The sequence below is a fragment of the Flavobacterium pectinovorum genome (assembly GCF_022802975.1).
GTDB lineage: Bacteria > Bacteroidota > Bacteroidia > Flavobacteriales > Flavobacteriaceae > Flavobacterium > Flavobacterium pectinovorum_B.
Genome location: NZ_JAFEVZ010000003.1, coordinates 261,750 through 286,468 on the forward strand (window position 1 = coordinate 261,750; position 24,719 = coordinate 286,468).

A 24,719-nucleotide genomic window follows, 5' to 3' on the forward strand; every position below is an offset into this window, starting at 1 on the left:
TTTTTAATTATATATAAATTAATTATTTTTTATAAGATTTAACAAAACAACATCATTCTCATTCACGTTAATTTTTTTGCTAAAAGTTCCAGTAGCATCTATCGTTATTTTTTCTATTGCAATTGGCGAACCGTTATTTTTCTGTTTAATTATTTTTACCTGTTCAAGACTTAACTGACTAGGTTTACCCATTGCCAGATAATCTGCAAAAGCATCATTTGATTTATATCCGACTTTATAGATTTCTAAAATATATTTTCCTTTTTGAAGACCGGAAACCTCAATTTCTACTTTTCCTTTTTCTTTTGAAGGCAAATCCTTTACATAATAGGTTTGGTTCCAGACTTTGTCACCCGGATGTGTATTGGTAAAATCCCAGAATAAAAGCTGAACATCTCCTTTTGCATTTTTAGCTGCCCATGAAGCTTTATCCGTATTTTGAAGTTCTGTTTCGCCTAATTTGTTTAGAAAATAATACGAGAAATAGGCCGGTTTTTTAATGCCCTGCGTATTCAATAATCCGAAACCTCCGTGAAAAGGAGTGAATCTTGGACCTGCTTCTTCAAAAATATCCGTGAAAACCCAATATGACATTGAGTTTGCCGCATTGCCAACCTGTTTTAATTTCTGTAAAATATAGGCTGCCGAATGATAACTGTCGTGAATTGGGTCAGCTGGTGTGTAAGATGAACTCCACTCTGTATAATGCAATTCAAGATTTGGTTTAACCGAATTGGTAATCTGCTTACGCGAATTGATAACGTCACCGCTAATACTGTTTTGGTCAGGACTCAAAACAGTACCTGAAGTTCCGAATTCATCTAAATATCCCTGATTTACGCCATAAGTATGTGTCGAAATAAAATCTAACGGAACATTATTTTTAGCTGCAAATTCAATGGTTTCCGGAACCCATCCGGCGCCGGCTGTTGCTGGTCCGCCCACTTTAAAATCCTTATTTACAGCTTTTATACCTCGTGCTGCATATTCGTATAATTTAAAATATTCTGCTTGTGTCCCTGTCCAGAAACCGGGAGTCAAATTCGGTTCGTTCCAAACTTCAAAATACCATGTTTTGACTTCTTCTACTCCGTAGCGTTCAGTAAAATGTTGCGTTAAGTTCCGAATCAAATCTTCCCATTTTTTATAATCTTTTGGAGGTGTTACATTTCCTTTCCACCAGAAAATCGTTTCACTTCCACTTGCCAGTGCGTTAGGCATAAAACCTAATTCAACAAAAGGTTTCATTTTCAGGCTCACAATAAAATCAAACAAAACATCTACATACTGATAGTTGTATTCTGGATTTCCCTTAGAATCTTCACGATAAACCGCCATATCATCAGACAATAAACCATGAAATCGGATATATTTAAAATCGCATTCTTTTTTTGCCATTGCCAATTGTTGCTGCCAATCTCCACGTAATCCTTCATTTGCTCTTCCGGCACCAATACATTCTTTGAACATGGTGTTTATTTTTCCCGAAGATTTGTTGAAATCTACTTTTATGGTTCGGTCTTGTCCAAACAAATTGATTGAACTAATTAAAACTATTATTATTAAAAGTTTTTTCATCTTGAAATGGTTTTAATTCTAAATGTTAGACGCACTGCTGTGCGTCTCTACCGTATCTATACAGGTTTGACTTTTTACATCTAACATTTAACTTCTAACTCAATTACAATTTCTTAAATCTCACTGCACCTCCTCCAGCTCCTCCTAAATTTAATTTTAACGAGTCCGAAGATTTTACTATTTTCTTTGAAATGGCTACTGCTTCCGGATTGTGTTTTTGATCTGTTCCTTCGGCATCTACATAAATCTGTGCTTCGTAAGTTACATTTGGATCTAAAAATGATAACGAAACCTCAACTTTTCTTGGGTTTTCATTGGTTAAAGTTCCTAAATACCAGTCGGCACTGTTTCTGTCTTTTCTTGCAGTTGTAATGTATTCACCAATTTTTCCTTCTACGATTTTGGTATCTTCCCAATCTGTCGGAACGTCTTTTAGGAATTGCAAAGCTGGTTTTCCTTCGTAATTTTCAGGAAGATCGGCAAGCATTTGAATTGGAGAATAAAGTACTACATACAATGCCAATTGCTGCCCAACAGTTCCCTGAATTCTTTTTCCCGGATATCCTTGTTTTACCTCAACATCGAAAATTCCGGGTGTAAAATCCATTGGTCCGGAAAGTAATCTTGTAAACGGAATAATGCTTAAATGGTTTGGCGGATTTCCTTCGCTCCAGGCATTGTATTCCTGTCCTCTTGCCGCTTCTCTCGAAACCATGTTTGGAAAAGTTCTGCGTTCTCCGGTATCTTTTATTGATTCATGGTATAAAACCGCTAAATCGTATTGTGCTGCTTTTTCTAAAATGTATCTGAAATAATTCACTCCAAATTGTCCGAAGTGCATTTGTTTCATATTCAGTTTAGAACCCACGTGACCAATTTTTACTGTATGGATCCCTAATTTTTTGTACAAAGCAAAACCTTCGTCAACTTCTTTTAAATAGTTAATTAAGTTCGAACCTGTTTCATGATATCCGATTAATTCGATGTTCTTCTTCTTTCCATATTCAACTACTTTTTCTAAATCGAAATTATCTGCGCTTTTGGTGAAACTGAACATGTGCATACGGTTTTCGTACCAGCCCGGTGTCCAGCCTTTGTTCCAGCCTTCGATTAATAAATGATTGAAGCCTTCTTTTGCTGTAAAATCAATGTATTCTTCGGCGTGTTTTGTGGTTGCACCTTGTTTGTCGCTTTCCCAGAACGTATATTTCCCAATGTGCATTCCCCACCAGATTCCTAAATATTTATAAGGTTTGAAATAACTGTTTGTGTTTTTTAATTTGTTTGGTTCATTCAGGTTTAAAACCAAATAAGACGTAATCAATTCTCCCGGATTTTCTCCAATCTGAATGGTTCTCCAGGATGAAGTAAACGAATCTTTTACACGAACTTTTATTCCGTCAGGCCAAGGCACTAAATCTGATTTTAGTTCTGTCCCTTTATTATTTACCAAAGTCATACTGGCAAAATCAATTAGGTTTGCTTCGTGAAAACTTAAAGCCAAACCACTTTTACTTTCGATTGTAAGCGGTGTCAAAACGGTATCCAGTTTACTAACCGGTGCTGCTTCAAACAAATATTCGTCGCGGTTTTCTCTGTTTGCCGGAATCCACCATGCTTTTCCGTCTTCTTTCAGGTTGAAAGTGGTTTTTTCATCCGTGATAAAAATACTGTCTTTTACATTTTGCTTTGGATACACATATCTAAAAGCTACTCCGTCATCAAAAGCACGAAACTGAATTTGCAGTTTTCTTTTGTTTCCTGTTTTTTGTTGTAAATCGACTACCAATTGATTGTAGTGATTTCTTATATTTTTCTTTTCTCCCCAAACCTGTTCCCAGGTTTCATCAAAAGTGGAGGTTTTTGCCCCTTTAATTTCAAAGTTTGAACTCAGGTCTTCATTTCCTTTCAATACAAATCCCAAATCTGACGGTGTAATAACTTCGGTTTTTCCGTGAGAAACGGCATACTTAGGAGCATTTTTTACTAATTCGAATTTGATTTTATTCTGTCCGTTTGGCGATGCCAGTTCATAAGAATTTTTATTTTTTTGACTGTAACCCAAACTAACTGAAAGCAGTAAAGCGGGAAGGAAAAGATGTTTTTTCATGGTATTTTTTTTATTCTTTATAAATAAATCGGGTGACGTGGATTTCACCCGATTTAAAAAACTCAACTCAAACAAAACCTATTTTAGCCACTCGGTTTTAAAAGTGGTTTTTCCGGTTAAGGCATTTGGCGCTACCTCAACAGCATTTCCTTTTTTAGTAACTGTAATTTCCTGAACAGCATCTGTATCCGGTAAAAATATTTTGGCTTTCGCCGAAGTAGTTTTATCACTTGCGAATACTTTTAGGGTTAATTTGCTCCAGTCCATATCTTTTGTAGATTGTGCCAAAGCAATATGTGGAATCGCAGCACCGTCTCTTACCAAAACTACAATTGGTACTTCGCCTGCTTTGATTTTATGCCATCCACCTTCGTAAACTTTTTTGGTTTGGTAATCAATCCATGTTCCTGCCGGAAGATAAACATCTCTCTCTGTTACTTCTTCAAAAAGCGGTGCTACCAACATGCTTGATCCAAATAAATATTCATTGTCAACCAGCCATGCTCCCGGATCATTTGGATATTCTACAAACAAGGCACGCATCATTGGCAATCCTTTTTGAGAACTTTCTTTTGCCTGAGCGTAGATGTATGGCATTAATTCGTAACGCATATTATCGGCTTTTCTAAATCCTTCCAGAAAATCTTTGCTGTACAACCAAGGTTCGCGCGGAGGTTCGCCATGACTTCTTACGTGTGAAGTGAACATTCCGAAAGGTGCCCATCTCCTATATAAATTCTCCGGTGATTTTGTTGCAAATCCTCCCACATCATGACTCCAAAAACTAAAACCCGAAAGACCTAATGAAAGTCCGCCTCGTAATTCTGCAGACATTGCCCCGTTTGTAGTTTCGGCATCGCCACCCCAATGCAATGGGTAACGCTGCGATCCTGCCCAGGTACTTCTTGCCCAGATTAAGGTATATCCTTTTTCTTTCTGTGTAATTTCGGCAACCGCTTTATTGTATCTTAACGGATATAAATTGTGCTCGTAAAAACCTGTTCTGCCCGAATGGTAAATTCCGTCCGGCGGAGCGGCTTCTCCAAAATCAACTTTAAATACAGAAACGCCTTCATCAAATAATTTTTTCAATTTTCCCTGATACCAGGAAATGGTTTCTGGGTTTGAGAAATCCAAAACAGCGTCTTCATACGGAAGATTGCCTTTACGGTCTTTTACTGCCAGATTTTTGTCCATGATTTCATTGAACAACGTATTTTTTGGTGTGAAATAAGGCAATTGCCATAAACACACATGAAAACCATCATCTTTTAAATCAGACATCATTTTGGTAGCATCCGGAAAACGGGATTTTGCAAACTCGTAATTATTTCTCCAGTCTACATCAAACCAGCCTGTATCAAAGTGAATTACATCGGTTGGAATTTTATATTTACGTAAATCTTTGGCAACTTCACGTCCTTCTTTTTCTGAGAAATACGTAATTCGGCTCATCCAGAAACCAAACGACCAAAGTGGCGGCATGGCAGCTTTTCCGGTCAAATCAGTATATTGATCTAAAATATCTTTTGGCTCTCCGATAAAGAAAAACAAATCGGCTTCGTCGTCACCAATATACATTTCGTTGGCGCTGGCAAAATACTTCCCAAAGTCAACTGTAATTGGTGTTGAATGGTGCATGAAAACGCCGTAACCACGACTGCTCATGTAAAACGGAATCGGTTTGTACATGGTTTCATTCTGGATTCCGTTAGCATCATCCGTCCATAAAACTACTTTTTGACCACGTTTGTTGAATTGTGTAAAAGATTCTCCACAGCCAAATATTTTTTCGTCCGGTTCTAAGCTGAACGCCGCTCCCATACTTCTGGAATAATCGCTGTTTCTGCGAACATACGAAAACGGAAGTGTCGGTGTATAAGTATTTTTAAAATCAGTATCGTGAAGTGTGCTTGTTAGCAATTTTCCCTTTTCATCGTAGATTTTAACATGCCACGGTTTTGTCAAAATTTCAACTTTTCCGTGTTTGCTAGTGTAGCTGTGACCGCCTTCGATTTTAGCATATTTCCATAATTCGGGATGATTTGGTGCAACACCGTCAACCAGCATCAGAGATTCTTTTTGCGGGTGAAACTGTGGCCCTGATGTGGTTTTGATTCTTATTGTTCTGTCTGAAACAAACTGAATTTCGAATGGCAATACCGGTGAAACCTCATATTCTGTTGTGGGGAATTCATTTGGTTTCTCTGCATCAGGTTTCATCATCATGTTGTTGAAAGCCTGACGCGTTTTGTAATTGTATCGCAAATATTTTATAGTTCCTTTTCCTGTTGCAGGATCAAAAGAAGCCAGTTCATCAGCAAAATAAAAGGTATTCAGATAATTCTGAAAATCTTTGCTGATATCGATTGGTGCATTCAGCACATCTGCGTTTTGGATCTGGGCTGATGCTTTTGGCGTCAGAACACATCCGAACATGAAAGCCGAAAACAGTGCGGTTAATTGTGAGTTTTTCATTGGTTAATAATCTAGATGTTAGTTTTCCTGCGAGGTTTTCAAAACCTCGTAGGTTTATATTTTTATTATCTTTACTAATTAATACCTACAAGGTTTTGAAAACCTTGCAGGAGCTTGACTTATTATTCTGTTGTAATTACAATTGTAGCCTGCTTTAAGCCATTCGCTTTAGCAGTCAATTCTAATCTGCCAGACTGATCTCCAGACTGAACGATTACCAGACATTTTCCGGCCAGAGCGGTATGTTTTGATCCTTTATAAGATTCGTGACTTACCGGATCGCCGCTGCAAACACCTATAATTTTTCCGTTTCCTTTTAATGAAAAGCTGATTTCGTTATTAGCATTTGGAGCCAAAGTTCCATTAGCATCTAAAATGTCTGCGGTTACAAATGACAAATCATTTTTGTCTGCTTTGATGGTGCTTCTGTCAGCAGTTAATTTTAATTGCGAAGGATTTCCGGCTGTTTTAATTTCTTTTTCTAAAACTGTTTTTCCGCCTTTACGGGAAACTGCTTTTAAAGTTCCTGCTTCGAAAGGAATTCGCCACATTACGTGCAAATCGTCTCCTTTTTTACTTCTTTTTCCAACTGATTTTCCGTTTACAAAAAGTTCTGCCTCATCTGCATTGTTGTAGTAGGCCCAAACGTCAACCATCTGTCCGGGTTTCCAGTTCCAATGCGGAAAAACATGAAGAACATCTTTGTTTGTCCATTCACTTTGGTACATATAATACACGTCTTTCGGGAAACCGGCCAAATCTACAATTCCGAAATACGAACTTACCGATGGCCATTCGTACGGCGTTGGTTCTCCGATATAATCGAAACCAGTCCAAACGTACATTCCGGCTAAGAAATCATGTTTTTTAATGATTTTCCAGGTTGCTTCGTGCGTTGAACCCCAAGGTGTCTGCACCTGATCGTAAGCTGAAACGGTATTGCCCGGATTTCCTTCATTAAATTTGATATCCCATCGTACCGGCCATTTTTTGATCGTATCAGAAACCGCATCATAATAGCCTCTTGTCTGTAAACCTGAGGTCGTTTCGGTTGCAATAAAAGGTGCATTAGGAAAGTTTTTTTGATGGTGTTCAAATGTCTGATGCGCATAATTGTATCCTATTAAATCTAAAATACCGGATGCTGCTATTTTATTAAACTGAACATTTTTTTTCTCGAATTGTAAAGTCACTTCATAAATATTCATATTCACCGGAGGATTCATTCCGGCAGTGAGCGGTCTTGTTTTATCGTATTGGCGTGTGATTGCCGCTAATTCTTTTGCAATTTCAACTCCGGTTTCACTCCATTGTTCCGGAATTTCATTTCCGATACTCCATATAAAAATACTGGCGTGATTACGGTCACGTAACAACTGATCAATTAAATCCTGCTTGTGCCATTTGTCCCAGTCATTTCCATAATCGTATTTGGTTTTGGTTTGTTTCCACATATCGAAAGCTTCATCCATGACAATGAAACCCATTTTATCACAAAGCTCTAAAAGTTCTGACGCAGGCGGATTGTGTGAAGTCCTGATTCCGTTTACACCCATTTCTTTCAGGATTTCTAACTGACGCTCAATAGCCCGTGTGTTGATTGCTGATCCTAATGGACCTAAATCGTGATGCATACAAACACCTTTTATTTTAAACTGTTTTCCATTCAAAATAAAACCTTTATTCAAATCAAATTTAAAATCTCTGATCCCGAAAGTGGTTTTGTATTGATCTATGATTTTGTCGTCAAGCGAAATTTCGGTAACTGCTGTGTACAATTCCGGATTTTCATCTGACCATAAAATAGGGTTTTCAACTTCTTTCGATTGTTTCAGAGTTTGCTTTCCGTTGGCATTGATTGTTATATTTTGAGTAACCGAAGTTACTTTGGTGTCTTCTTTAAAAATAGTAGTCGTTACGGTTGCTTTTTTACTTTCAGCATATTGATTTTTAATTGTAGTTTCAATATTTACCGAAGCTTTTTCAGCCATAACTTTTGGGGTTGTAATGTAAGTTCCCCATTGTCCCACATGTAGTTTATCTGTAGTTTCAATCCAGACATTTCTAAAAATTCCTGAACCTGAATACCAGCGTGAATTGGGTTGTTTTGAATTGTCAACCTTAACAATTAGTTCGTTGTTTTTTTCACCGTAATTTAAATACGGCGACATGTTATATTGAAAGCCAATATATCCGTTTGGACGTTTTCCTAAATAATGTCCGTTTATCCATACTTCGCTGTTTCTGTAAACGCCGTCAAAAGTAATTGAAGTTATTTTTGTACTGTCTTCTGCAGCGACTTTAAATGTTTTTTTGTACCAGCCTAAACCTCCGTTAAGCGATCCTCCGCCATAACCTGCAGGGCTTTTTTCGTCAAATTTTCCTTCGATACTCCAATCATGAGGAACATCTAAAGTTGTCCATTTTGTCGAAACTCCAATGGTATCTTTATCAATAATACTGTCATTAAGATGAAAGCTCCAATCTGAATTAAAAGAAACTTTTCGGTTTTCAAAATCAGTATTTTTCTTATTGCAGCTAAAAATTGTAATAAGTCCAAAAATAGTAAGAGTTTTTAAAATTTTAGAATGTTTCATCTTGCTTATAATGATTAGTATAAAATAAATTTACCGATAATTGTTTCAATTAATTACTGGAGGGGTAAATTATTATTTTTGATCCATGTATTGTTGTATTTTTTAATCTTAAACCGATTTGATTTTGTCAAAAAAATAGTAAGACATCTCTAAACACGTTCTTTTTAAAATTAAAACAGTAAACAGATTGCATTTAGAGATGACTTAATTATTTAAAAAAGTGGTTTAAATTATCAATTAGTTAGCACAAAGTGAAAAACCATATATTCACTCTTGTTTGGATCTCTTTTTCCAAACCAGATATCAGTTACAACATTACCAGTGTTTGCTGTTTTAACAATTTTCCATTGGTTTTCTGCTGTTGTAGAAACTGTTGCCCAGGAACTTCCAATTGGAAATGATGGTGAAATACCGCTAAACTTAATAATGTTAGTGCCAGTTTCTGTAGAATAGGTACCTGATTTTTCTACACCATTGCTATCGATAGTTGTTACCTTACCATCGTTAGAAAAACTTATTTTGTTTTTAACAACCGTAGCCTGATCAGCCGAAACGTATCCTGGCCAGCCTGCGGCTTCGTAATCAGTAACGGAATACCAATTGTTTAAAAATGCGCCATTTAAATCTGTCCAATTGAAAGGGGTGTCTTTGCTTAATGCCCATGTTTTAGTGGTGGTGGTGGTAGTTGATAATAAGTCATCTACTGTACCTCCGTTTAAATCAATAAATGGATTTGGATCTGCAACAACTGCCGGTACCCAATTATCACTATACTCTTTTGATATAAAATTAAAAACCAGTGTCGCTGCCCCATCACAACTTCCTTTTCTTAAAACACCTACTTGTAGTGTATTTTCTGTTAGTGACATAATTTTCATTGATCGCCAATTATCTACACAGTTTTCATTTTCATTAGTATGCAAAATGGTAGCGTTAGAAGTTGTTAAGGTTTTTGCATCAACATCTAAAAAGTAAGATCCTGATTCCTGACCATAACCTGGCATCATTTTATGATCTGTTGTTAAAAATGGGCCATTTTTTAAACTGAATGTCATGCTTCCGTAATCGCCTTGAGCAGCAATCCATGTGTTTCCTTTCCATTCCGGACTCCAATTCCAGCAATCTGCACCATAACAGCCGTTATCACCACCTTCTAACCATCCGTTATTGCTACCGTAAAAATACATAGGCCCCATAAAATATTTCGAAACCCCATTGGCATCTAAATCTAAAAGCCATGTTTTAGAGTTTCCAACACCTCCGGAAAGTAAATTCCAAAGAGGATCATTTACATAATTTAGATTGTCCTGAGTAACTGTAATTGTAACAGGATCTAACTCAACGATACCACCTCCTGTAACTGCTGTGATTTTAATGGTATAATTTCCTTTAAAAGCATATTTAACAGTTTCTGTAGCTTTATTTGATTTTCCGGTAACGTAATCCCAGGTTAGTACAACTCCTTTGGTTTTATTAGTTAATATTACTGTATTTCCTCCCGGATCTACTGTAAAATCCTGTTTAATTTCATAATCAATATCCGACTTATCAGTCACAGCATCTAATGAATACGTGTCTGGTGAACAAGATGACATTAGGAGTACTAGCGTCAAAAATGTTGTAATTACTATTTTAATATTTTTCATTTTCTTTAGTTTTTAGTTAAAATTACCAGCCGGCATTTTGTTTTAAAACATTCCCTGACAAAGTGATCTGCGTATTAGGAATTTGCTGTAATCCTTTTGTTTCCTGAATTTTAGCAGCCGTAATTGTTTTTGTTCCGGCAACTCCACCGCTTAACAATGTCGTAGTTTCAGCGATAGTCGAAGAAGCTGTTCCAATTCCCTGACGCAATAAATCCCAATATCTAACACCTTCAAGAGCAAATTCCAAACGTCTTTCTTTCATGATATTGTCCTGATTTACTGGTATTGATGCAAAATTTGTTTTGTAAGCCCTTCTTCTCACATCATCAAAATATGCCTGGGCATTTCCGCTTCCTAATTCAGCTGCCATTAATAAAACGTCTGAGTATCTTAATACTACATAATCCTGAAACTGGCTGATATCCCAAAACTGACTGCCTAAAACAAGCGGAAGATCTTTACCGTCTTTGTCTACCATTGGCGAATATTTTTTGTTGTAATAACCTGTATATTCTCTTTGGCTGTTTATTTTATCAAAAGCGATATCTTCTTCTTCGATTCCGATTACGGTTGCTACGCGTCTTGTATCATTCGCATTATAAGCATCCCATAATTTTGAATTTACGGTAACTCCCCATCCACGACCATAAGGGTAAGACGAAAACTCTCTCATTCCGAACATTACCATCCAATGGTTACCATCTGTGTTTCCGTTATAATCACTGGTGTAAGTGTATTTTATAGAAAAAACAAACTCTTTATTACTCTCACCTGCATATTGATCAACAGAAGCCGCCGGCCATAAATTAGCAAAATTATCAACCAAACCGTGACCACTTGATGCAATAACATCTTCTAAATGTGCTAAAGCCTGTGCTTTTGTTACAACTCCTGCTAAATCAGTTTTTCCATAATATCCTGTATAATACAAGTACACACGGCCTAACAAAGATTTTGCAGCCCATTTGGTAATTCTTCCACCCGGTACAGAATTATAGGCAGCTGTAGGCAAATTGTCTGATGCAAATACTAAATCTTCTGCGATTACTTTATAAACCTCTTCAGGGGCTGCCTGAGGGATATTATCTGTGGAAGGAGCCGTTAATAAAGGGATATTTCCCCACAAACGTACCATTTCAAAATACACGTAAGCCCTGATAAATTTAGTTTCAGATTCGTAAGCATTTCGTAAAGCTGTATCTCCTTTCCAATCAATCTGATCCATTTTTAACAAGAAAAGATTACAGCGATAAATTGCTCTGTAATAGGCAATCCAATTATTATTAAACAGATCTACATCTGAAGGAGAACGACTCTTATCAAATTCATCTATTAATGCATAATTGTACCCATCAGATGCGCCGGTTCCGCCAAAACAATCATCAGACATTATTTCGCTTACTACAGGAATACCTGGCCCCGAAGCTCCGGTAGCCACCTGTAATCCATCATAACAACCTACTAATGCGGCATAAGCATCCTCTGTAGTTTTGTAAAAATTTGTATCAGTTTGATTTACCAAAGGCTCTGTTTCTAACTCACAAGAACCCAGAGACAATAAACTCAAACAGAAAATATATAAATATGTATTTTTCATTATCTTATTTATTAAAGTTTAACATTTAATCCCAACATATAGGTTCTAGGTCTTGGATAGTATCCTACGTCTACACCTGATGCAAATTTTTGGTCATCATCTGAAGAACCAAATCCAATTTCAGGATCCATACCGTCATATTTTGTAAAAGTGTAAAGATTTAATACAGAAAAGTAAATTCTGAACTGGCTTGCAAAAAATGATTTAGATTTATTCATTTTTGCTAAATCAAATCCCAGCGTAACGGTATTAATTCTTAAAAAATCACCATCCTGAACATATAAATCTGAAAACTGTGTGAAGTTTCTATTATCTTCGGTCACTCTTGGCATTGAGTTCGAAGAACCTTCACCATGCCAACGGCTTAATATTCTGGAAGTATAATTCCCGAAAGCTCCTGATTGATTTCTGTACGATTGTACGATCTGATTTCCTGCAACACCATTTGCCATTAATGCAAAATCAAAAGCCTTGTAATTTGCAGATAAGCTAAACCCATAAGTAAAATCAGGATTAGGATTTCCGACACTGGTTTTATCAAAAGCGTCAATTTTATCATCACCGTTTGTATTTACGTAGATAATATCTCCGGGAGCTGCACCTGGTTGTAATACTATACCGTTAGCCGATTTATAATTATCAATTTGTTGCTGATTCTGAAAAACGCCTCCAGTTTTGTAACCCCAGAAATAACCCAATGGAAATCCGTTTTCTGCTCTGTAAAACTCACCGGCATTGTCATAAAGTTCATTACTTAATCCGTGAATAATACCATCATTAGTAGGTATCTTACCAACTGTATTTTTATTATAAGCACCATTTGCGCTCACACTATAATTAAAATCGCCAATTTTATTCTGATAATTAAGGCTAAGCTCAACCCCTTTATTAACAATATCCCCTCCATTAATATAAGGTGGTATTTCAGCACCCGCAGTTGCTAACATTGGAGCTAAAATTAACCAGTCTTTGTTTGTTTTTTTATAAACATCAAATGTTACACTCAAAGCATTATTTAAAAATCTGGCATCCAGACCAAGGTTAATCTGCTCTGAAGTTTCCCATTTTAAAGCAGGATTTCCAAATCTATATGGATATGTTCCTGGCGTAAGTACACCCTCGGTATTTCCAAAAATATAATTTGTAGTCTTAGATTTCATTATGCCTAAATACTGGAATGATCTAATACTCTGATTACCAACCTGACCCCAACTCGCTCTTACTTTAAGGAAATTAATAGCTTGTGAATCTTTTAAAAATGCTTCATTTGAGGCAACCCACCCCGCAGATGCTGAAGGGAAATAACCCCATTGGTTTCCGGGAGCAAATTTTGATGAACCATCTGCCCTAAGTGTAGCATTGAAGAAATAAGTTTCTTTAAAGTTATAGTTTGCTCTTCCAAAATAAGACATCAATATGTTTTCTTCTTTTTGTCCCTTAATAGTGATTTTTGCCCCGTCTTTATTGGTTGTATTGTCAATCCAGGCATTTTCTAAATCATTAAAAACAGAATCTGCATTATTAACTTCTACCGAAGTTCCTGCATAATTAATATAGGATGTTCCTGCCATGGCTTCAAAATGATGATTTTCGGCTACATTGAATTTATATCCTAATAAATTATCCCAGGTGATGCTTCTGTTTTTACTCATGTTTTGATTCACTGTATCAAAATTATTGTTTGCATAAGTAGACAAGTGATATACAGGCTTATAAGAATGCCCCTCAGAAACGTAATAATCAAGTCCTAAAGTTGTTTTAAACGTAAGGTTTTTTATGGGTTCAACCTGTAAATAAACATTCCCTAACAACTTTTGATTGTTACTTTCGTTTTGATTGTTGTAATCCATCATAGCATACGGATTTGCTACACCTGCCAGCCATAGTTCACTATTATTTGTAGTGTCATAATAATTACCGTCGGCATCATACATTGACAATAATGGAGTAGTCTGGAATGCGCTTCTTAATGAATTGTTATATTGGTTTCCTACACCAATACCGTTTTTATCAACATAAGCAAAACTTAGATTTTGCCCTAAAGTCAGAACATCCTTGTACAATTTATGCTCTGAGTTGAATCTGAAATTGTAACGCTCATAGTTGGATAAATCTTTACCACCAACAACTCCTTCCTGTCCCAGATAAGACAAAGAGGTAGAATAAACCGAAGTTTCAGATCCGCCTGAAGCACCAAATGAAAAGTTTTTGGTAGCGGCATTATCCGTCAGCATTTTATCCATCCAGTTAGTACCTTTTCCTAAGGCAGCTATCTGGTCATTCGTAAAATAAGGATTTTTACCAGAGTTTACCGCAGCTTCATTTAAAATAACAGCATATTCATTAGCATTAAGCAAATCAACTTTTCTGACAACTGACTGTACTCCGTAATACTGATCAAAAGTAATTTTTCCCGGAGAACCTCGTTTTCCTTTTTTGGTTGTTACCAAAACAACTCCATTTGCAGCCTGTGACCCATAAATGGCAGATGAAGCTGCATCTTTTAAAACTGAAATCGATTCGATATCTGAATTATTCAAATAAGTAATATCACCGGTAAGAATACCATCTACCACATACAACGGGTTACTGCCACCTGTAGTCCCTAAACCTCTGATAACCACATTTATTTTTTCTCCCGGCTGTCCTGAAGTAGATGTAATTTGAAGTCCCGCTGCCTGTCCCTGAAGCCCCTGAAGTGCGTTGATCGTATTGGTTTTAGCAAGGTTTTCACCGGAAACCTGTGTAATAGCAGTCATTACAGCTGTTCTTTTTTGTGTACCATAACCAATAACTACGACCTCTTTAAGGTCAGCTGCTTCAGTTTGTAAGATTACATTTATTGATTTTTGAGTTCCTACAGTTATACGCTGGGTTTTAAATCCCATAAAACTGATTGCAATAACATCACCTGTTTTTGCTTCTAACCTGAAATTTCCATCAAAATCTGTTGATGTTCCTTTTTTAGTTCCTTCAACTGCTACAGTAGCACCGGGAATTCCCATACCGTCGTCTGCTGATTTTACATTTCCACTTACAAATTGGGATTGCTCCTGTGCAAAACCCGACTGCATCGTAAATACGCTAAGCAACAGCACCAGGCAAAACTGGAGCATTGTTGGTTTAATACAGTAATTGCTTTTCATAATAATTAATAATTTGGTTAAAGTTTGTTGTTAGTTGATTTTAATCTAATTAATACGCATTCGAAATAATTTGTTTTTATATTTTTTGTTTGCCACAAGTGCCGAAGTTCTCCCTTTGCGCGTATTTACCAGATCTCTTTACAAAGAATCCTCTTTTTGAAATTTAACACCATTTCACTACGCCAAATAGTCTATAAAAGTTTTTTAAGAATTTATAATTAATTCTCTGGTCAAAATTTAGATGTGTTTTTTAAAGTTTTCAAATCAATCATCAGCAGCTTTCTCAATTAATTTCTGTAAAAGCATTTCTGAGTTTTCAATTACCTTATTTTGCTTTTCAAATAACTTATAGTCAAAACACATTTATCTTATGGTTATTTTGACTACAAGTGTAGTGCAATTTTTCTATATTAACAAAAAATTAGCTTTATTTTTTTGTAATTCAAATAATATCAATATTATTTTTATTAATTAAACATATTATATCAGAATTAATAATTAAAAATTACCAATAAATCATCATTTCATTCATTAAATTGATAATGATTTAAAACACTTATTCGAATTCAACATAGTTTTTATCAAAATTTTCAACATTATAATGACAAATTGAAAAATATGTCACTTTTTAAGCATATAGTATTATTTTTATTTATTTAATTTGTCAAAATTTTAACAACATGGTTGATAATTTAGATGATGACATTATCGTAAAAAATGACTCTTCAGTAATGAATGCCATTACGATTGACTGTGTGATATTTGGTTTTGACAAAGGAAGTTTAGAAGTACTTTTAATTCAGCACGCAGAAGGAATTAGCAAAGGAAAATGGGGACTTCCGGGAGGCTGGATCAATAAAAAAGAAAGTACTGATGCTGCTGCTCACCGATTATTAAATGAATTAACAGCATTAGATCATATTTATCTGGAGCAATTAAAAGCATTTGGAAATCCGGATCGTTTTCCACTCAGACGTGTCATCACGATTGGTTATTATGCCTTAATCAAAAGGGAAGATTATAATATTCAGGCGGGTTTTACGGCATCTGATGCCAAATGGTACAAGATTAATGAAATTCCGGATTTAATTTACGACCATAATGAAATACTGACTTATAGCCTGAAACACTTACGTGACAGAGTTCGTCAGGCGCCAATTGGATTTAATCTCTTGCCTGAAAAGTTTACACTGTTGCAATTAATGCATTTGTACGAGGAAATTTTAGGAATCGAAATGGATAAATCTAACTTTAGACGAAAAATTCTTCACATGAAACTACTCGTTGCATTGGATGAAAAACAACAGGATGTATCGCACAGAGCAGCCAAATTATACAAATTTGATTCGGAAATTTATACAAAACTTACCGAAAAAGGATTTAATTTTGAATTTTAAACCAGCCTTATAAAAGCAAAAAATGGCATTTTTACACTCTAAAAAAACTTCAAAAACAGATAGCACAGCAACTTCTGAAATTCAAAAACCGGTAATTGACGGACTCACAATCGACTGTGTTATATTTGGCTTTAACAAAGGAAATCTTGAAGTGCTTCTGGCGCATCATGCCGAAGGAGAAAGTATTGGAAAATGGGGGCTTCTTGGAGGCTGGCTGCAAAAAGAAGAAAGCTCTGACGAAGCAGCACAGCGAATTTTGTATGAACTTACAAGTCTTGACAACATCTATCTGGAACAGCTAAAGGCCTTTACTGACCCAAATCGTGTGGCCGGAAGAAGAGTTGTTACTATTGGCTACTATACTTTGGTAAACCGTGAAGATTACAATGTAAAAGCCGGTCTGACCTTGATGGAAGCGACCTGGCATAAAATAAACGAACTGCCCGATTTGATTTTTGACCATAAAGAAATCCTGCAATTTAGCTTAATGCAACTTCGTAACAGAGTTAAACAAGCCCCAATTGGATTCAATCTTTTGCCCGAAAAATTCACCCTATTACAACTCATGCATCTGTACGAAGAAATATTAGGAATTGAATTGGACAAATCGAATTTCCGCAGAAAAATCCTGCACATGAAATTACTTGTGGCCTTAGATGAAAAACAACAAGACGTATCACACAGAGCCGCAAAATTGTACAAATTTGATTCAGAAATCTATAAAAAACTGACTGAAAAAGGTTTTAATTTTGAGTTTTAAAACTTCTTTTAAATTACAGCCTTCAACAATACGTCAACTTCATTCCAGAATCCAAAACTTTGCGCTATCTTTGCGCCTTAATATTATGCGCTAAAGCAATTGCTGCAGTGCAATTTATATCCGAAAAAGACTAAAACTCAATTAGAGAATTGATATATTAAAATGAAGAAGATACGTAACTTTTGCATTATTGCACACATTGACCACGGTAAAAGTACACTGGCAGACCGATTATTGGGCGCTACACAAACCGTTACAGCTCGTGAAGAAAAAGCACAATTGCTTGACAACATGGATCTGGAACGCGAACGCGGAATCACCATTAAAAGTCACGCCATCCAGATGGAATACACTTACAAAGGAGAAGAATATATTTTAAATCTAATTGACACTCCCGGTCACGTTGACTTTTCATACGAAGTTTCCCGTTCAATCGCTGCCTGCGAAGGCGCACTTTTGATTGTGGATGCTGCGCAAAGTATTCAGGCACAGACAATTTCAAACTTATATTTGGCTTTAGAAAATGATCTGGAAATTATTCCGGTTTTAAATAAAGTAGACTTACCAAGTGCTAATCCTGAAGAAGTTAGTGATGATATTATCGATTTATTAGGATGTAAATTAGAAGATATTATTCATGCTTCGGGAAAAACAGGTTTTGGTGTTGAAAATATTTTAGCAGCCATTATCGAAAAAATTCCGGCTCCAAAAGGAAATCCCGAAGAACCATTACAAGCTTTGATTTTTGACTCGGTTTACAATCCGTTTCGTGGGATTGAAGTTATCTTCAGAGTTGTTAATGGTGAAATCAAAAAAGGGCAAAAAATTAAATTCATGGCGACGGACAATGAATATTTTGCTGACGAAATTGGAACCCTGAAATTGAATCAGGTTCCTAAAACTGTTGTTTCTGCCGGAGATGTTGGGTATTTGATTTCAGGAATTAAAGAAGCCCGTGAAGTAAAAGTGGGTGATACCATTACGGATGCAAAAGTGCCGACAACCAATATGATTACCGGTTTTGAGGATGTAAAACCAATGGTATTTGCCGGAATTTACCCGGTTGACACAGAAGATTATGAAGATTTACGTTCGTCGATGGAGAAATTACAATTGAATGACGCTTCATTAGTTTTTGCTCCGGAAAGTTCTGCGGCCTTAGGTTTTGGTTTCCGTTGTGGATTCTTAGGAATGCTTCACATGGAAATTATCCAGGAACGTTTAGAGCGTGAATTCGACATGACTGTTATCACAACAGTACCAAACGTTTCCTATTTGGCTTACACCAAAAAACATCCGGAAACTGCATTAGTAGTAAACAATCCTTCAGACCTTCCGGAGCCTTCAAAACTGGACAGAGTTGAAGAACCTTATATTAAAGCCACTATCATTACAAAAGCTGACTTTGTTGGAAACGTAATGAGTTTGTGTATCGAAAAGCGTGGTTTAATTACCAACCAAACGTATTTGACAACAGAACGTGTTGAATTAAATTTCGACATGCCTTTGGCCGAAATTGTATTCGATTTTTACGATCGTTTAAAAACGGTTTCTAAAGGGTATGCTTCTTTTGATTATTCTCCAATCGGAATGAGAACTTCAAAATTGGTAAAACTGGACGTTCTTTTGAATGCCCAAACCGTTGATGCACTTTCTGCCTTGATTCACGAAGATAACGCGTACAACATCGGTAAAAAAATGACCGAGAAATTACGTGAGTTGATTCCAAGACAACAATTCGACATTCCGATTCAGGCTGCGATTGGTGCTAAAATTATCGCTCGTGAAACGATTAAAGCACTTCGTAAAGACGTTACCGCAAAATGTTACGGTGGAGATATTTCTCGTAAGCGTAAACTTTTGGAGAAACAGAAAAAAGGTAAAAAACGTATGAGACAGGTTGGAAATGTTGAGATTCCGCAAGAGGCGTTTATGGCTGTTTTGAAGCTTAACGACTAGTATTTTAGAAGAAAGAACAAAGAATATAGACTAACCCAATGACGTAAAAAGTTGTTGGGTTTTTTGTTTTTATCGATGCAGATGGCGAAATACCTTTTAGAAAATACAATTCCTTAATAACCAATTATCACCAAAAAATCATGGAGACGCACTGAAGTATATCTAAGCAAATTATGTCGACAACAGCAAAACCAAAAAATAAAGAAAAAAATATGGATTCAAATTCCGAATAGGACAATTTCTTAACCGGTAAATCTGTCCTAATTTGGAACAAATCTCTTATTTATTCTAACACAGAACCTTTGTATCTTTGAACCTCAGAACCTTTGTATCTTTAAAAAATGGACGAAACCCCAAAACGATTTGACCGAATTGTCGCCATCCTGATTCAATTACAATCCAAAAAAATTGTAAAAGCACAGGAACTGGCAGATCGTTTTGAATGCAGTTTGCGAACTATTTACAGAGATATTCGAACTTTGGAAGCTTCGGGAGTTCCTATTTACAGTGAAGCCGGAGTGGGTTATGCTTTAATGGATGGCTACAGATTGCCTCCGGTAATGTTCACTCGAGAAGAAGTCAGTAGTTTTATAGCCGCTGAAAAACTGATGCAGAAATTTACTGATCCGTCTCTAGGAACCCATTATGCATCTGCGATGTACAAACTGAAATCAGTTTTGAGAAGTAACGATAAAGATTACCTTTCGAATATTGAATCGCGAGTGGTAATGCAAACTGCCGAACCTCTATTTAATGACAATTCTCCCAACACTTTAGCAGTTCTTTTTGAAGGAATTGCCGAGAAAAAACAAATACTTCTAACGTACAAAACGTATGAAAGAGACGAAACCACGCAACGAAATTTAGAACCTGTGGGCGTTTTTCACGACAATAACAATTGGTATTTTCTGGGATACTGTCATTTACGAAAAGATTACCGACAGTTTAGGACTGACCGAATTCAGGGCATTAAAAAAACGGAACTTGATTTTACCATCGAACACGATTCACTGGAAACGTATTTGACTAAAACAGAAACTTGTCCAACTACAAAAGTTCGTATCTTAATTGATAAAAAAATTGCAAGATATCTGTCAACGGAAAGAAAATATCACGGTTTTATCTCTGAAAAAGAAATAGACGGAAAAATAGAAATGACGTTTATGTGCCGGGATATCAACAGTGGTTTTCCAAGATGGTTTTTAATGTTTGGAGATCACGCCACAATTCTGGAACCGGAAAGTTTAAAAAAACGAACTCTGGAATTACTGGAAATCAACAGACAAAGACTTTTATAAAAAAACTCCCAAAAACTCAGGAGTTTTATTATTGTAACTCGTTGGGTAAAATTAAACAATTGTCAGGCTGAGTCCATTCGTCTTCGCTCAGGATGACATCATCTATTAAATTATAAATGATATTTACTCACAATTTATTCTTTTACCCAACAACAGGTTATTTCAGGATTTATCTTTCCCAGAAAAACGGCGGCTCAATATTTAACGCTCTTAAATACACATACGCCTGACCACGATGATGCACTTCATTATCAATAAAATACAAGATATTCTGAATGATTGGAAATTCGTATTGCCCAAAAAGGTTAAAAGTTTCGCTAAAATCTTCCATCGATAATTGTTCCCAGCATTTGTTAATTTCTGCTGTCGCTTCGTCCCATTTTTCAAGATATTGCGCTTTAAAAATCAGTTTTTCAGCTCCTTCCGTATAAGGCTGGCTTTCACGGTTTACGATTGCTTTTAATGCCGGAGCAGCAATAGCCAGAAGCTCATCGACTAATTTTGCAAAAGGTCTCATTCCGCCAATCGAAAATTCGAAGAAATCTTTTTCCGGAAAAAGTTCGATCAAACGACGTGTTAATGCTCTGTGCCCCTGCCAGTGTTTCAATAAATCTTCTGAAGTAATTACCTGTGCTTCTAATGTTTTCATGATTTTAAAGTTTTAATTTGTTGATACTTCAAAAGTAAAATGAACCGGTGACAACAGTTTGTCAGCAGGAATAAAAAAATAAACATTTTTTTTATTCCTGCTGTAGAGATGTACAGTTATACATCTACACAACGCAAACCCAATTTATTTAAATCAAGGATAAATCGTGTTTATTAAACCTTCAGCAGGGATGGCAGTTACAATGACGCCACTCTTGCCTCTTCATATTATTGGTTTCAGGTTTTTGATACACTAAACAGAACATCTCAGCTTTTCAGAGCTCATTTTAGCATGAAACGATCATACTTTGGGCGTGCCACCATCCCGATAAGTGGGCAAACTTGCTTTACGTTTATTCGCCCACTTACCGGGTTGCTGTCAGGCTGTCCGCGTTACTTCGGTAACCTGCTCCCATCCTTCACGCGGGCACAAGAACGTTTTTGTAAGTTTGAGATTATTATTTTTTATATTTGAAGAAAGAAATAGACCTTCACAAAACTATCCGGTTTTGGGAGTATATGTGAAAGTTTGTTTCGCATATATACAAGTTACTGGCAAGCGCACAACTCTACGGTAAAATAAAAACTATGAATAAATCAGAGCAAGAATTAGAAAAGCAAGAATCTGAAATTAGAAAAAACTTAGCTTATGTTTTTATACCAATCGCCATAATTCTTGTAATAATATTTATATACCAAAACAATTCATTAGACTACAAAAGAGAAAAATATTTGGAAAGTAAAAAAACAGAATTCAACGGAAAAATAACTGCTAAAAGAGAAGATGGAGATTATACTAGAGCTCCAAGATTTATGATTTTGAATGACTATAATAAGGTTCAAATTCCAAACGAAATTTATTACCAAATAAATGTTGGCGATTCAGTTTATAAAGAAAGAGGAAAAGATTCTACATATTATTACTTAAAAAACGGAAAAGTACTGATAGAAGACTGTAACAAATACATTAGAGAAGATTACCTAAAATTGAAAAGTAAAAAACAATGAATAGATGCTAGCGCGAGCGTCCCGCTCGTGCACGCACAGTGAATCAAACAATATCAAACACATAAGCCATTATTTTAAAAAAAAGTATTTCATACATTAGTTCAAAATTATATTAATGAGCAGAAAATATAAATTTGGTGACAAGACCGGAGCTTATTTTATCAGTTTTGCAACTGTCTATTGGATAGATGTTTTTACCAGAGATGAGTATTTTGGAAATATCATTGAATCATTAGATTACTGTCGCAAAAACAAAGGAATGGAAATTTACGGATATTGTATTATGCCAAGCCATGTCCATTTAATTTTTAGATCAGAAAATGGAGACCCTTCGGGAATAATACGGGACTTTAAAGGATTTACATCTAAAAAAATGCTTCAAACAATTGAAGAAAACCCACAAGAAAGCAGAAAAGAATGGATGCTTTGGATGTTTGAAAAAGCAGGAAAGAAAAACAGCAACGTAAAATTTAGACAATTTTGGCAGCAAAACAACAATCCAATCGAAATTTGGTCATTGAAAGTTTTTGAGCAAAAATTAAATTACATTCATAATAACCCAATTGAAACAGGCTTTGTAACTAATCCAATAGATTGGAAATATAGTTCAGCCAGAAATTATGGTGCTAATGATCAGACCATTTTAGAAATCGACATTAATTGATTCTGATTGTGTGCACGAGCGGGACGCTCGCGCTAGCAGAGGACAAACTTGGAACAAAAAACATAAAAAAATGAAAAGAATATTATTTATCTGTATGATTTTCCAATTCCAAATTTCATTCGGACAAAATGTTAGTATAGAGGTTTCTGATCATTATCGTGAGCTTGATGGAAAAGCTTATGCAACATATCAATTTGTTAGTTCAAGTTACAGTAGTTCAAGACCAAGTTTAGTCATTTTAACAAATAAAGATTTGTCTTTCGAGCTTTCAACGAAATTATCAATTTTATATAAAGTAAAACAGGAATATACAGATGTTTGGATATTAGGGATAACTAATTTTAATCAAAAAAATGTTTCAGAAGTCGACAAGAAAATAATAGATAAATTTTACCAACAAATAATAAAATATCGCGCTGACAATAATTTGCCATTAGAAACGCTTGAAAGATTAGCAACAGACAAGATTATTATTGAAAAGAAAGAGGAAATATGTCTATACCTGATGTGTAAAAACAAAATATAAAAGGCTAGCGCTAGCAGAGGACAATGATCAGACCATTTTAGAAATCGACATTAATTGATTCAGATTGTGTGCACGAGCGGGACGCTCGCACTAGCAGAGGCATCACTATAAAATACTGACTACAAAAACAATATTCTAATTTATTCAAACAAATGTTATTTAGAGAAGCAAAAATAGAAGATATCAAACAGATTCAAATTGTTAGAAATTCTGTGAAAGAAAACACCTTATCAAATCCCAATTTGGTAAGTGATAAAGATTGTGAAGCGTTTCTGTTTGATCGTGGGAAGGGTTGGGTTTGCGAAATTGAAAATCAAATAGTTGGATTTGCAATTGTCGATTTAAAAGAAAACAATATTTGGGCTCTTTTTCTCAAACCTGAATTTGAAGGCAAACGAATAGCTGCAAAACTTCAAAGTATTATGCTTGACTGGTATTTCTCAAACGGAAAAGACTATGTTTGGTTAGGAACTTCACCAAATACAAGGGCAGAAAAATTTTATTTAAAGTCAGGCTGGACAAAAAACGGAATGCATGGAACCAAAGAAATAAAATTTGAAATGACAAAAGATTCCTGGAAAAATATAAAACTTCGCTGACAATTATCCCCTGCTAGTGCGTCCTACCATAATGGAAAGTAAACAATTAATAAATTAACTACTAAAACGTTACAATCTATATAAATACTATGAAAATCATTGATAACAAACAAATCTGGAAAGGATTTTTCACATACTTACATGGCTATGAAATTATTGATACGTATGTAAGAGTAGCTTTTCAAATGGATTTGACTTTTGATGGTAATTCATTTACAGGAACATCAACTGATTCAGAATCTGAAAATATTTTCACAGAACCCATAATGGTAAAAGGATTTATTGAAAACGACATAATTAGCTTTGTCATAAACTATCCTTATCACTATTACAAAGACGAAGATGGAAATATTAAGTTAGATAAAAACGCACAACATCCTACCATAGAATATTTTGGTTATTATGAGAAAAGTGAGAAAAAATATTCGGGAACCTGGGAAATGATAATTTTTGAAGAGAAAATTTCTAAAGATGAATATATAGAAGAAGTAGCAAATGGAGAGTTTGAAATTTACAGAGACAAATAAAAACTATAAAATTTTCTCACTCTAAAAAAGTTTCACTTATCCACAAATAATCCTAAAACAGATTCATAGCTATTTTTAGATATCACCAAAAAAGCAAAATGTATCTCAATAGCCCCGATTACTTCACTTAACATTTTAATTTTTAATCGGAGTTCAGTGAACTTCGTTTGAAACGAAAAGC

Annotated in this window: 17 protein-coding genes; 9 read left to right on the plus strand and 8 right to left on the minus strand. The window is 35.5% G+C overall.

Features of this window, described 5'->3' with window-relative positions; genetic code table 11:
- Positions 1 to 18: 18 nt before the first annotated feature.
- From FLV_RS06110 to FLV_RS06140, 7 genes are all read right to left on the minus strand, one after another.
- On the minus strand, positions 19 to 1,578 hold the full coding sequence (locus FLV_RS06110; protein ID WP_243231914.1) for a GH39 family glycosyl hydrolase: 1,560 nt from the start codon (positions 1,576 to 1,578) through the stop codon (positions 19 to 21).
- Between the two features lie 103 nt (positions 1,579 to 1,681).
- Positions 1,682 to 3,688, minus strand: a complete 2,007-nt coding sequence (locus FLV_RS06115; RefSeq protein ID WP_243231916.1) for a glycoside hydrolase family 97 protein — start codon at positions 3,686 to 3,688, stop codon at positions 1,682 to 1,684.
- Positions 3,689 to 3,766: 78 nt separating this feature from the next.
- The gene (locus FLV_RS06120; protein ID WP_243231918.1) at positions 3,767 to 6,166 is read right to left on the minus strand and encodes an alpha-xylosidase; all 2,400 of its coding nucleotides are present in this window, start codon (positions 6,164 to 6,166) and stop codon (positions 3,767 to 3,769) included.
- 122 nt (positions 6,167 to 6,288) lie between these two features.
- Positions 6,289 to 8,763, minus strand: coding sequence for a glycoside hydrolase family 2 TIM barrel-domain containing protein (locus tag FLV_RS06125; protein ID WP_243231921.1), 2,475 nt, complete (start codon positions 8,761 to 8,763; stop codon positions 6,289 to 6,291).
- Positions 8,764 to 8,996: 233 nt separating this feature from the next.
- A complete protein-coding gene (locus FLV_RS06130) occupies positions 8,997 to 10,409 on the minus strand; it encodes a hypothetical protein (protein ID WP_243231923.1) in 1,413 nt (470 codons plus the stop codon).
- Between the two features lie 22 nt (positions 10,410 to 10,431).
- Positions 10,432 to 12,006, minus strand: coding sequence for a RagB/SusD family nutrient uptake outer membrane protein (locus FLV_RS06135; protein ID WP_243231925.1), 1,575 nt, complete (start codon positions 12,004 to 12,006; stop codon positions 10,432 to 10,434).
- Positions 12,007 to 12,017: 11 nt separating this feature from the next.
- Positions 12,018 to 15,152 carry a SusC/RagA family TonB-linked outer membrane protein gene (locus tag FLV_RS06140; protein WP_243231928.1) on the minus strand — a complete coding sequence of 1,045 codons (3,135 nt, stop codon included), beginning with the start codon at positions 15,150 to 15,152 and terminating at the stop codon, positions 12,018 to 12,020.
- Positions 15,153 to 15,832: 680 nt separating this feature from the next.
- Here FLV_RS06140 and FLV_RS06145 point away from each other — a divergent pair.
- The 4 genes from FLV_RS06145 (at position 15,833) to FLV_RS06160 (ending at position 20,566) form a co-directional block, all read left to right on the plus strand.
- Positions 15,833 to 16,549 carry an NUDIX hydrolase gene (locus FLV_RS06145; protein ID WP_243231930.1) on the plus strand — a complete coding sequence of 239 codons (717 nt, stop codon included), beginning with the start codon at positions 15,833 to 15,835 and terminating at the stop codon, positions 16,547 to 16,549.
- Between the two features lie 22 nt (positions 16,550 to 16,571).
- Positions 16,572 to 17,309 (plus strand): NUDIX hydrolase, encoded by a 738-nt coding sequence (locus tag FLV_RS06150; RefSeq protein WP_243231932.1) that lies wholly within the window; start codon positions 16,572 to 16,574, stop codon positions 17,307 to 17,309.
- 162 nt (positions 17,310 to 17,471) lie between these two features.
- Positions 17,472 to 19,268 (plus strand): translation elongation factor 4, encoded by a 1,797-nt coding sequence (lepA, locus tag FLV_RS06155; RefSeq protein WP_243231935.1) that lies wholly within the window; start codon positions 17,472 to 17,474, stop codon positions 19,266 to 19,268.
- Between the two features lie 341 nt (positions 19,269 to 19,609).
- Positions 19,610 to 20,566: a helix-turn-helix transcriptional regulator gene (locus tag FLV_RS06160; protein ID WP_243231936.1), complete on the plus strand. Its 957-nt coding sequence runs from the start codon at positions 19,610 to 19,612 to the stop codon at positions 20,564 to 20,566.
- A 169-nt stretch (positions 20,567 to 20,735) separates the two neighbouring features.
- Here FLV_RS06160 and FLV_RS06165 read toward each other — a convergent pair whose 3' ends face one another.
- The gene (locus FLV_RS06165; protein WP_243231937.1) at positions 20,736 to 21,215 is read right to left on the minus strand and encodes a DinB family protein; all 480 of its coding nucleotides are present in this window, start codon (positions 21,213 to 21,215) and stop codon (positions 20,736 to 20,738) included.
- Between the two features lie 587 nt (positions 21,216 to 21,802).
- Between FLV_RS06165 and FLV_RS06170 the strand changes: the two genes are divergently transcribed.
- From FLV_RS06170 to FLV_RS06190, 5 genes are all read left to right on the plus strand, one after another.
- Positions 21,803 to 22,222 carry a hypothetical protein gene (locus tag FLV_RS06170; RefSeq protein ID WP_243231938.1) on the plus strand — a complete coding sequence of 140 codons (420 nt, stop codon included), beginning with the start codon at positions 21,803 to 21,805 and terminating at the stop codon, positions 22,220 to 22,222.
- A gap of 115 nt (positions 22,223 to 22,337) precedes the next feature.
- On the plus strand, positions 22,338 to 22,886 hold the full coding sequence (locus FLV_RS06175; RefSeq protein WP_243231939.1) for an REP-associated tyrosine transposase: 549 nt from the start codon (positions 22,338 to 22,340) through the stop codon (positions 22,884 to 22,886).
- Positions 22,887 to 22,956: 70 nt separating this feature from the next.
- Positions 22,957 to 23,412, plus strand: coding sequence for a hypothetical protein (locus FLV_RS06180; protein WP_243231940.1), 456 nt, complete (start codon positions 22,957 to 22,959; stop codon positions 23,410 to 23,412).
- A gap of 152 nt (positions 23,413 to 23,564) precedes the next feature.
- The gene (locus FLV_RS06185; protein WP_243231942.1) at positions 23,565 to 24,011 is read left to right on the plus strand and encodes a GNAT family N-acetyltransferase; all 447 of its coding nucleotides are present in this window, start codon (positions 23,565 to 23,567) and stop codon (positions 24,009 to 24,011) included.
- Between the two features lie 89 nt (positions 24,012 to 24,100).
- Complete coding sequence (locus FLV_RS06190) at positions 24,101 to 24,538, plus strand: hypothetical protein (RefSeq protein ID WP_243231944.1); 438 nt, start codon at positions 24,101 to 24,103, stop codon at positions 24,536 to 24,538.
- Positions 24,539 to 24,719: the final 181 nt, after the last annotated feature.

Bases quoted from the DNA above. Each gene is read 5' to 3' on its own strand.
- FLV_RS06110 (WP_243231914.1), bottom strand. From the start codon at position 1,578: ATGAAAAAACTTTTAATAATAATAGTTTTAATTAGTTCAATCAATTTG.
- FLV_RS06115 (WP_243231916.1), bottom strand. From the start codon at position 3,688: ATGAAAAAACATCTTTTCCTTCCCGCTTTACTGCTTTCAGTTAGTTTG.
- FLV_RS06120 (WP_243231918.1), bottom strand. From the start codon at position 6,166: ATGAAAAACTCACAATTAACCGCACTGTTTTCGGCTTTCATGTTCGGA.
- FLV_RS06125 (WP_243231921.1), bottom strand. From the start codon at position 8,763: ATGAAACATTCTAAAATTTTAAAAACTCTTACTATTTTTGGACTTATT.
- FLV_RS06130 (WP_243231923.1), bottom strand. From the start codon at position 10,409: ATGAAAAATATTAAAATAGTAATTACAACATTTTTGACGCTAGTACTC.
- FLV_RS06135 (WP_243231925.1), bottom strand. From the start codon at position 12,006: ATGAAAAATACATATTTATATATTTTCTGTTTGAGTTTATTGTCTCTG.
- FLV_RS06140 (WP_243231928.1), bottom strand. From the start codon at position 15,152: ATGAAAAGCAATTACTGTATTAAACCAACAATGCTCCAGTTTTGCCTG.
- FLV_RS06145 (WP_243231930.1), top strand. From the start codon at position 15,833: ATGGTTGATAATTTAGATGATGACATTATCGTAAAAAATGACTCTTCA.
- FLV_RS06150 (WP_243231932.1), top strand. From the start codon at position 16,572: ATGGCATTTTTACACTCTAAAAAAACTTCAAAAACAGATAGCACAGCA.
- lepA (WP_243231935.1), top strand. From the start codon at position 17,472: ATGAAGAAGATACGTAACTTTTGCATTATTGCACACATTGACCACGGT.
- FLV_RS06160 (WP_243231936.1), top strand. From the start codon at position 19,610: ATGGACGAAACCCCAAAACGATTTGACCGAATTGTCGCCATCCTGATT.
- FLV_RS06165 (WP_243231937.1), bottom strand. From the start codon at position 21,215: ATGAAAACATTAGAAGCACAGGTAATTACTTCAGAAGATTTATTGAAA.
- FLV_RS06170 (WP_243231938.1), top strand. From the start codon at position 21,803: ATGAATAAATCAGAGCAAGAATTAGAAAAGCAAGAATCTGAAATTAGA.
- FLV_RS06175 (WP_243231939.1), top strand. From the start codon at position 22,338: ATGAGCAGAAAATATAAATTTGGTGACAAGACCGGAGCTTATTTTATC.
- FLV_RS06180 (WP_243231940.1), top strand. From the start codon at position 22,957: ATGAAAAGAATATTATTTATCTGTATGATTTTCCAATTCCAAATTTCA.
- FLV_RS06185 (WP_243231942.1), top strand. From the start codon at position 23,565: ATGTTATTTAGAGAAGCAAAAATAGAAGATATCAAACAGATTCAAATT.
- FLV_RS06190 (WP_243231944.1), top strand. From the start codon at position 24,101: ATGAAAATCATTGATAACAAACAAATCTGGAAAGGATTTTTCACATAC.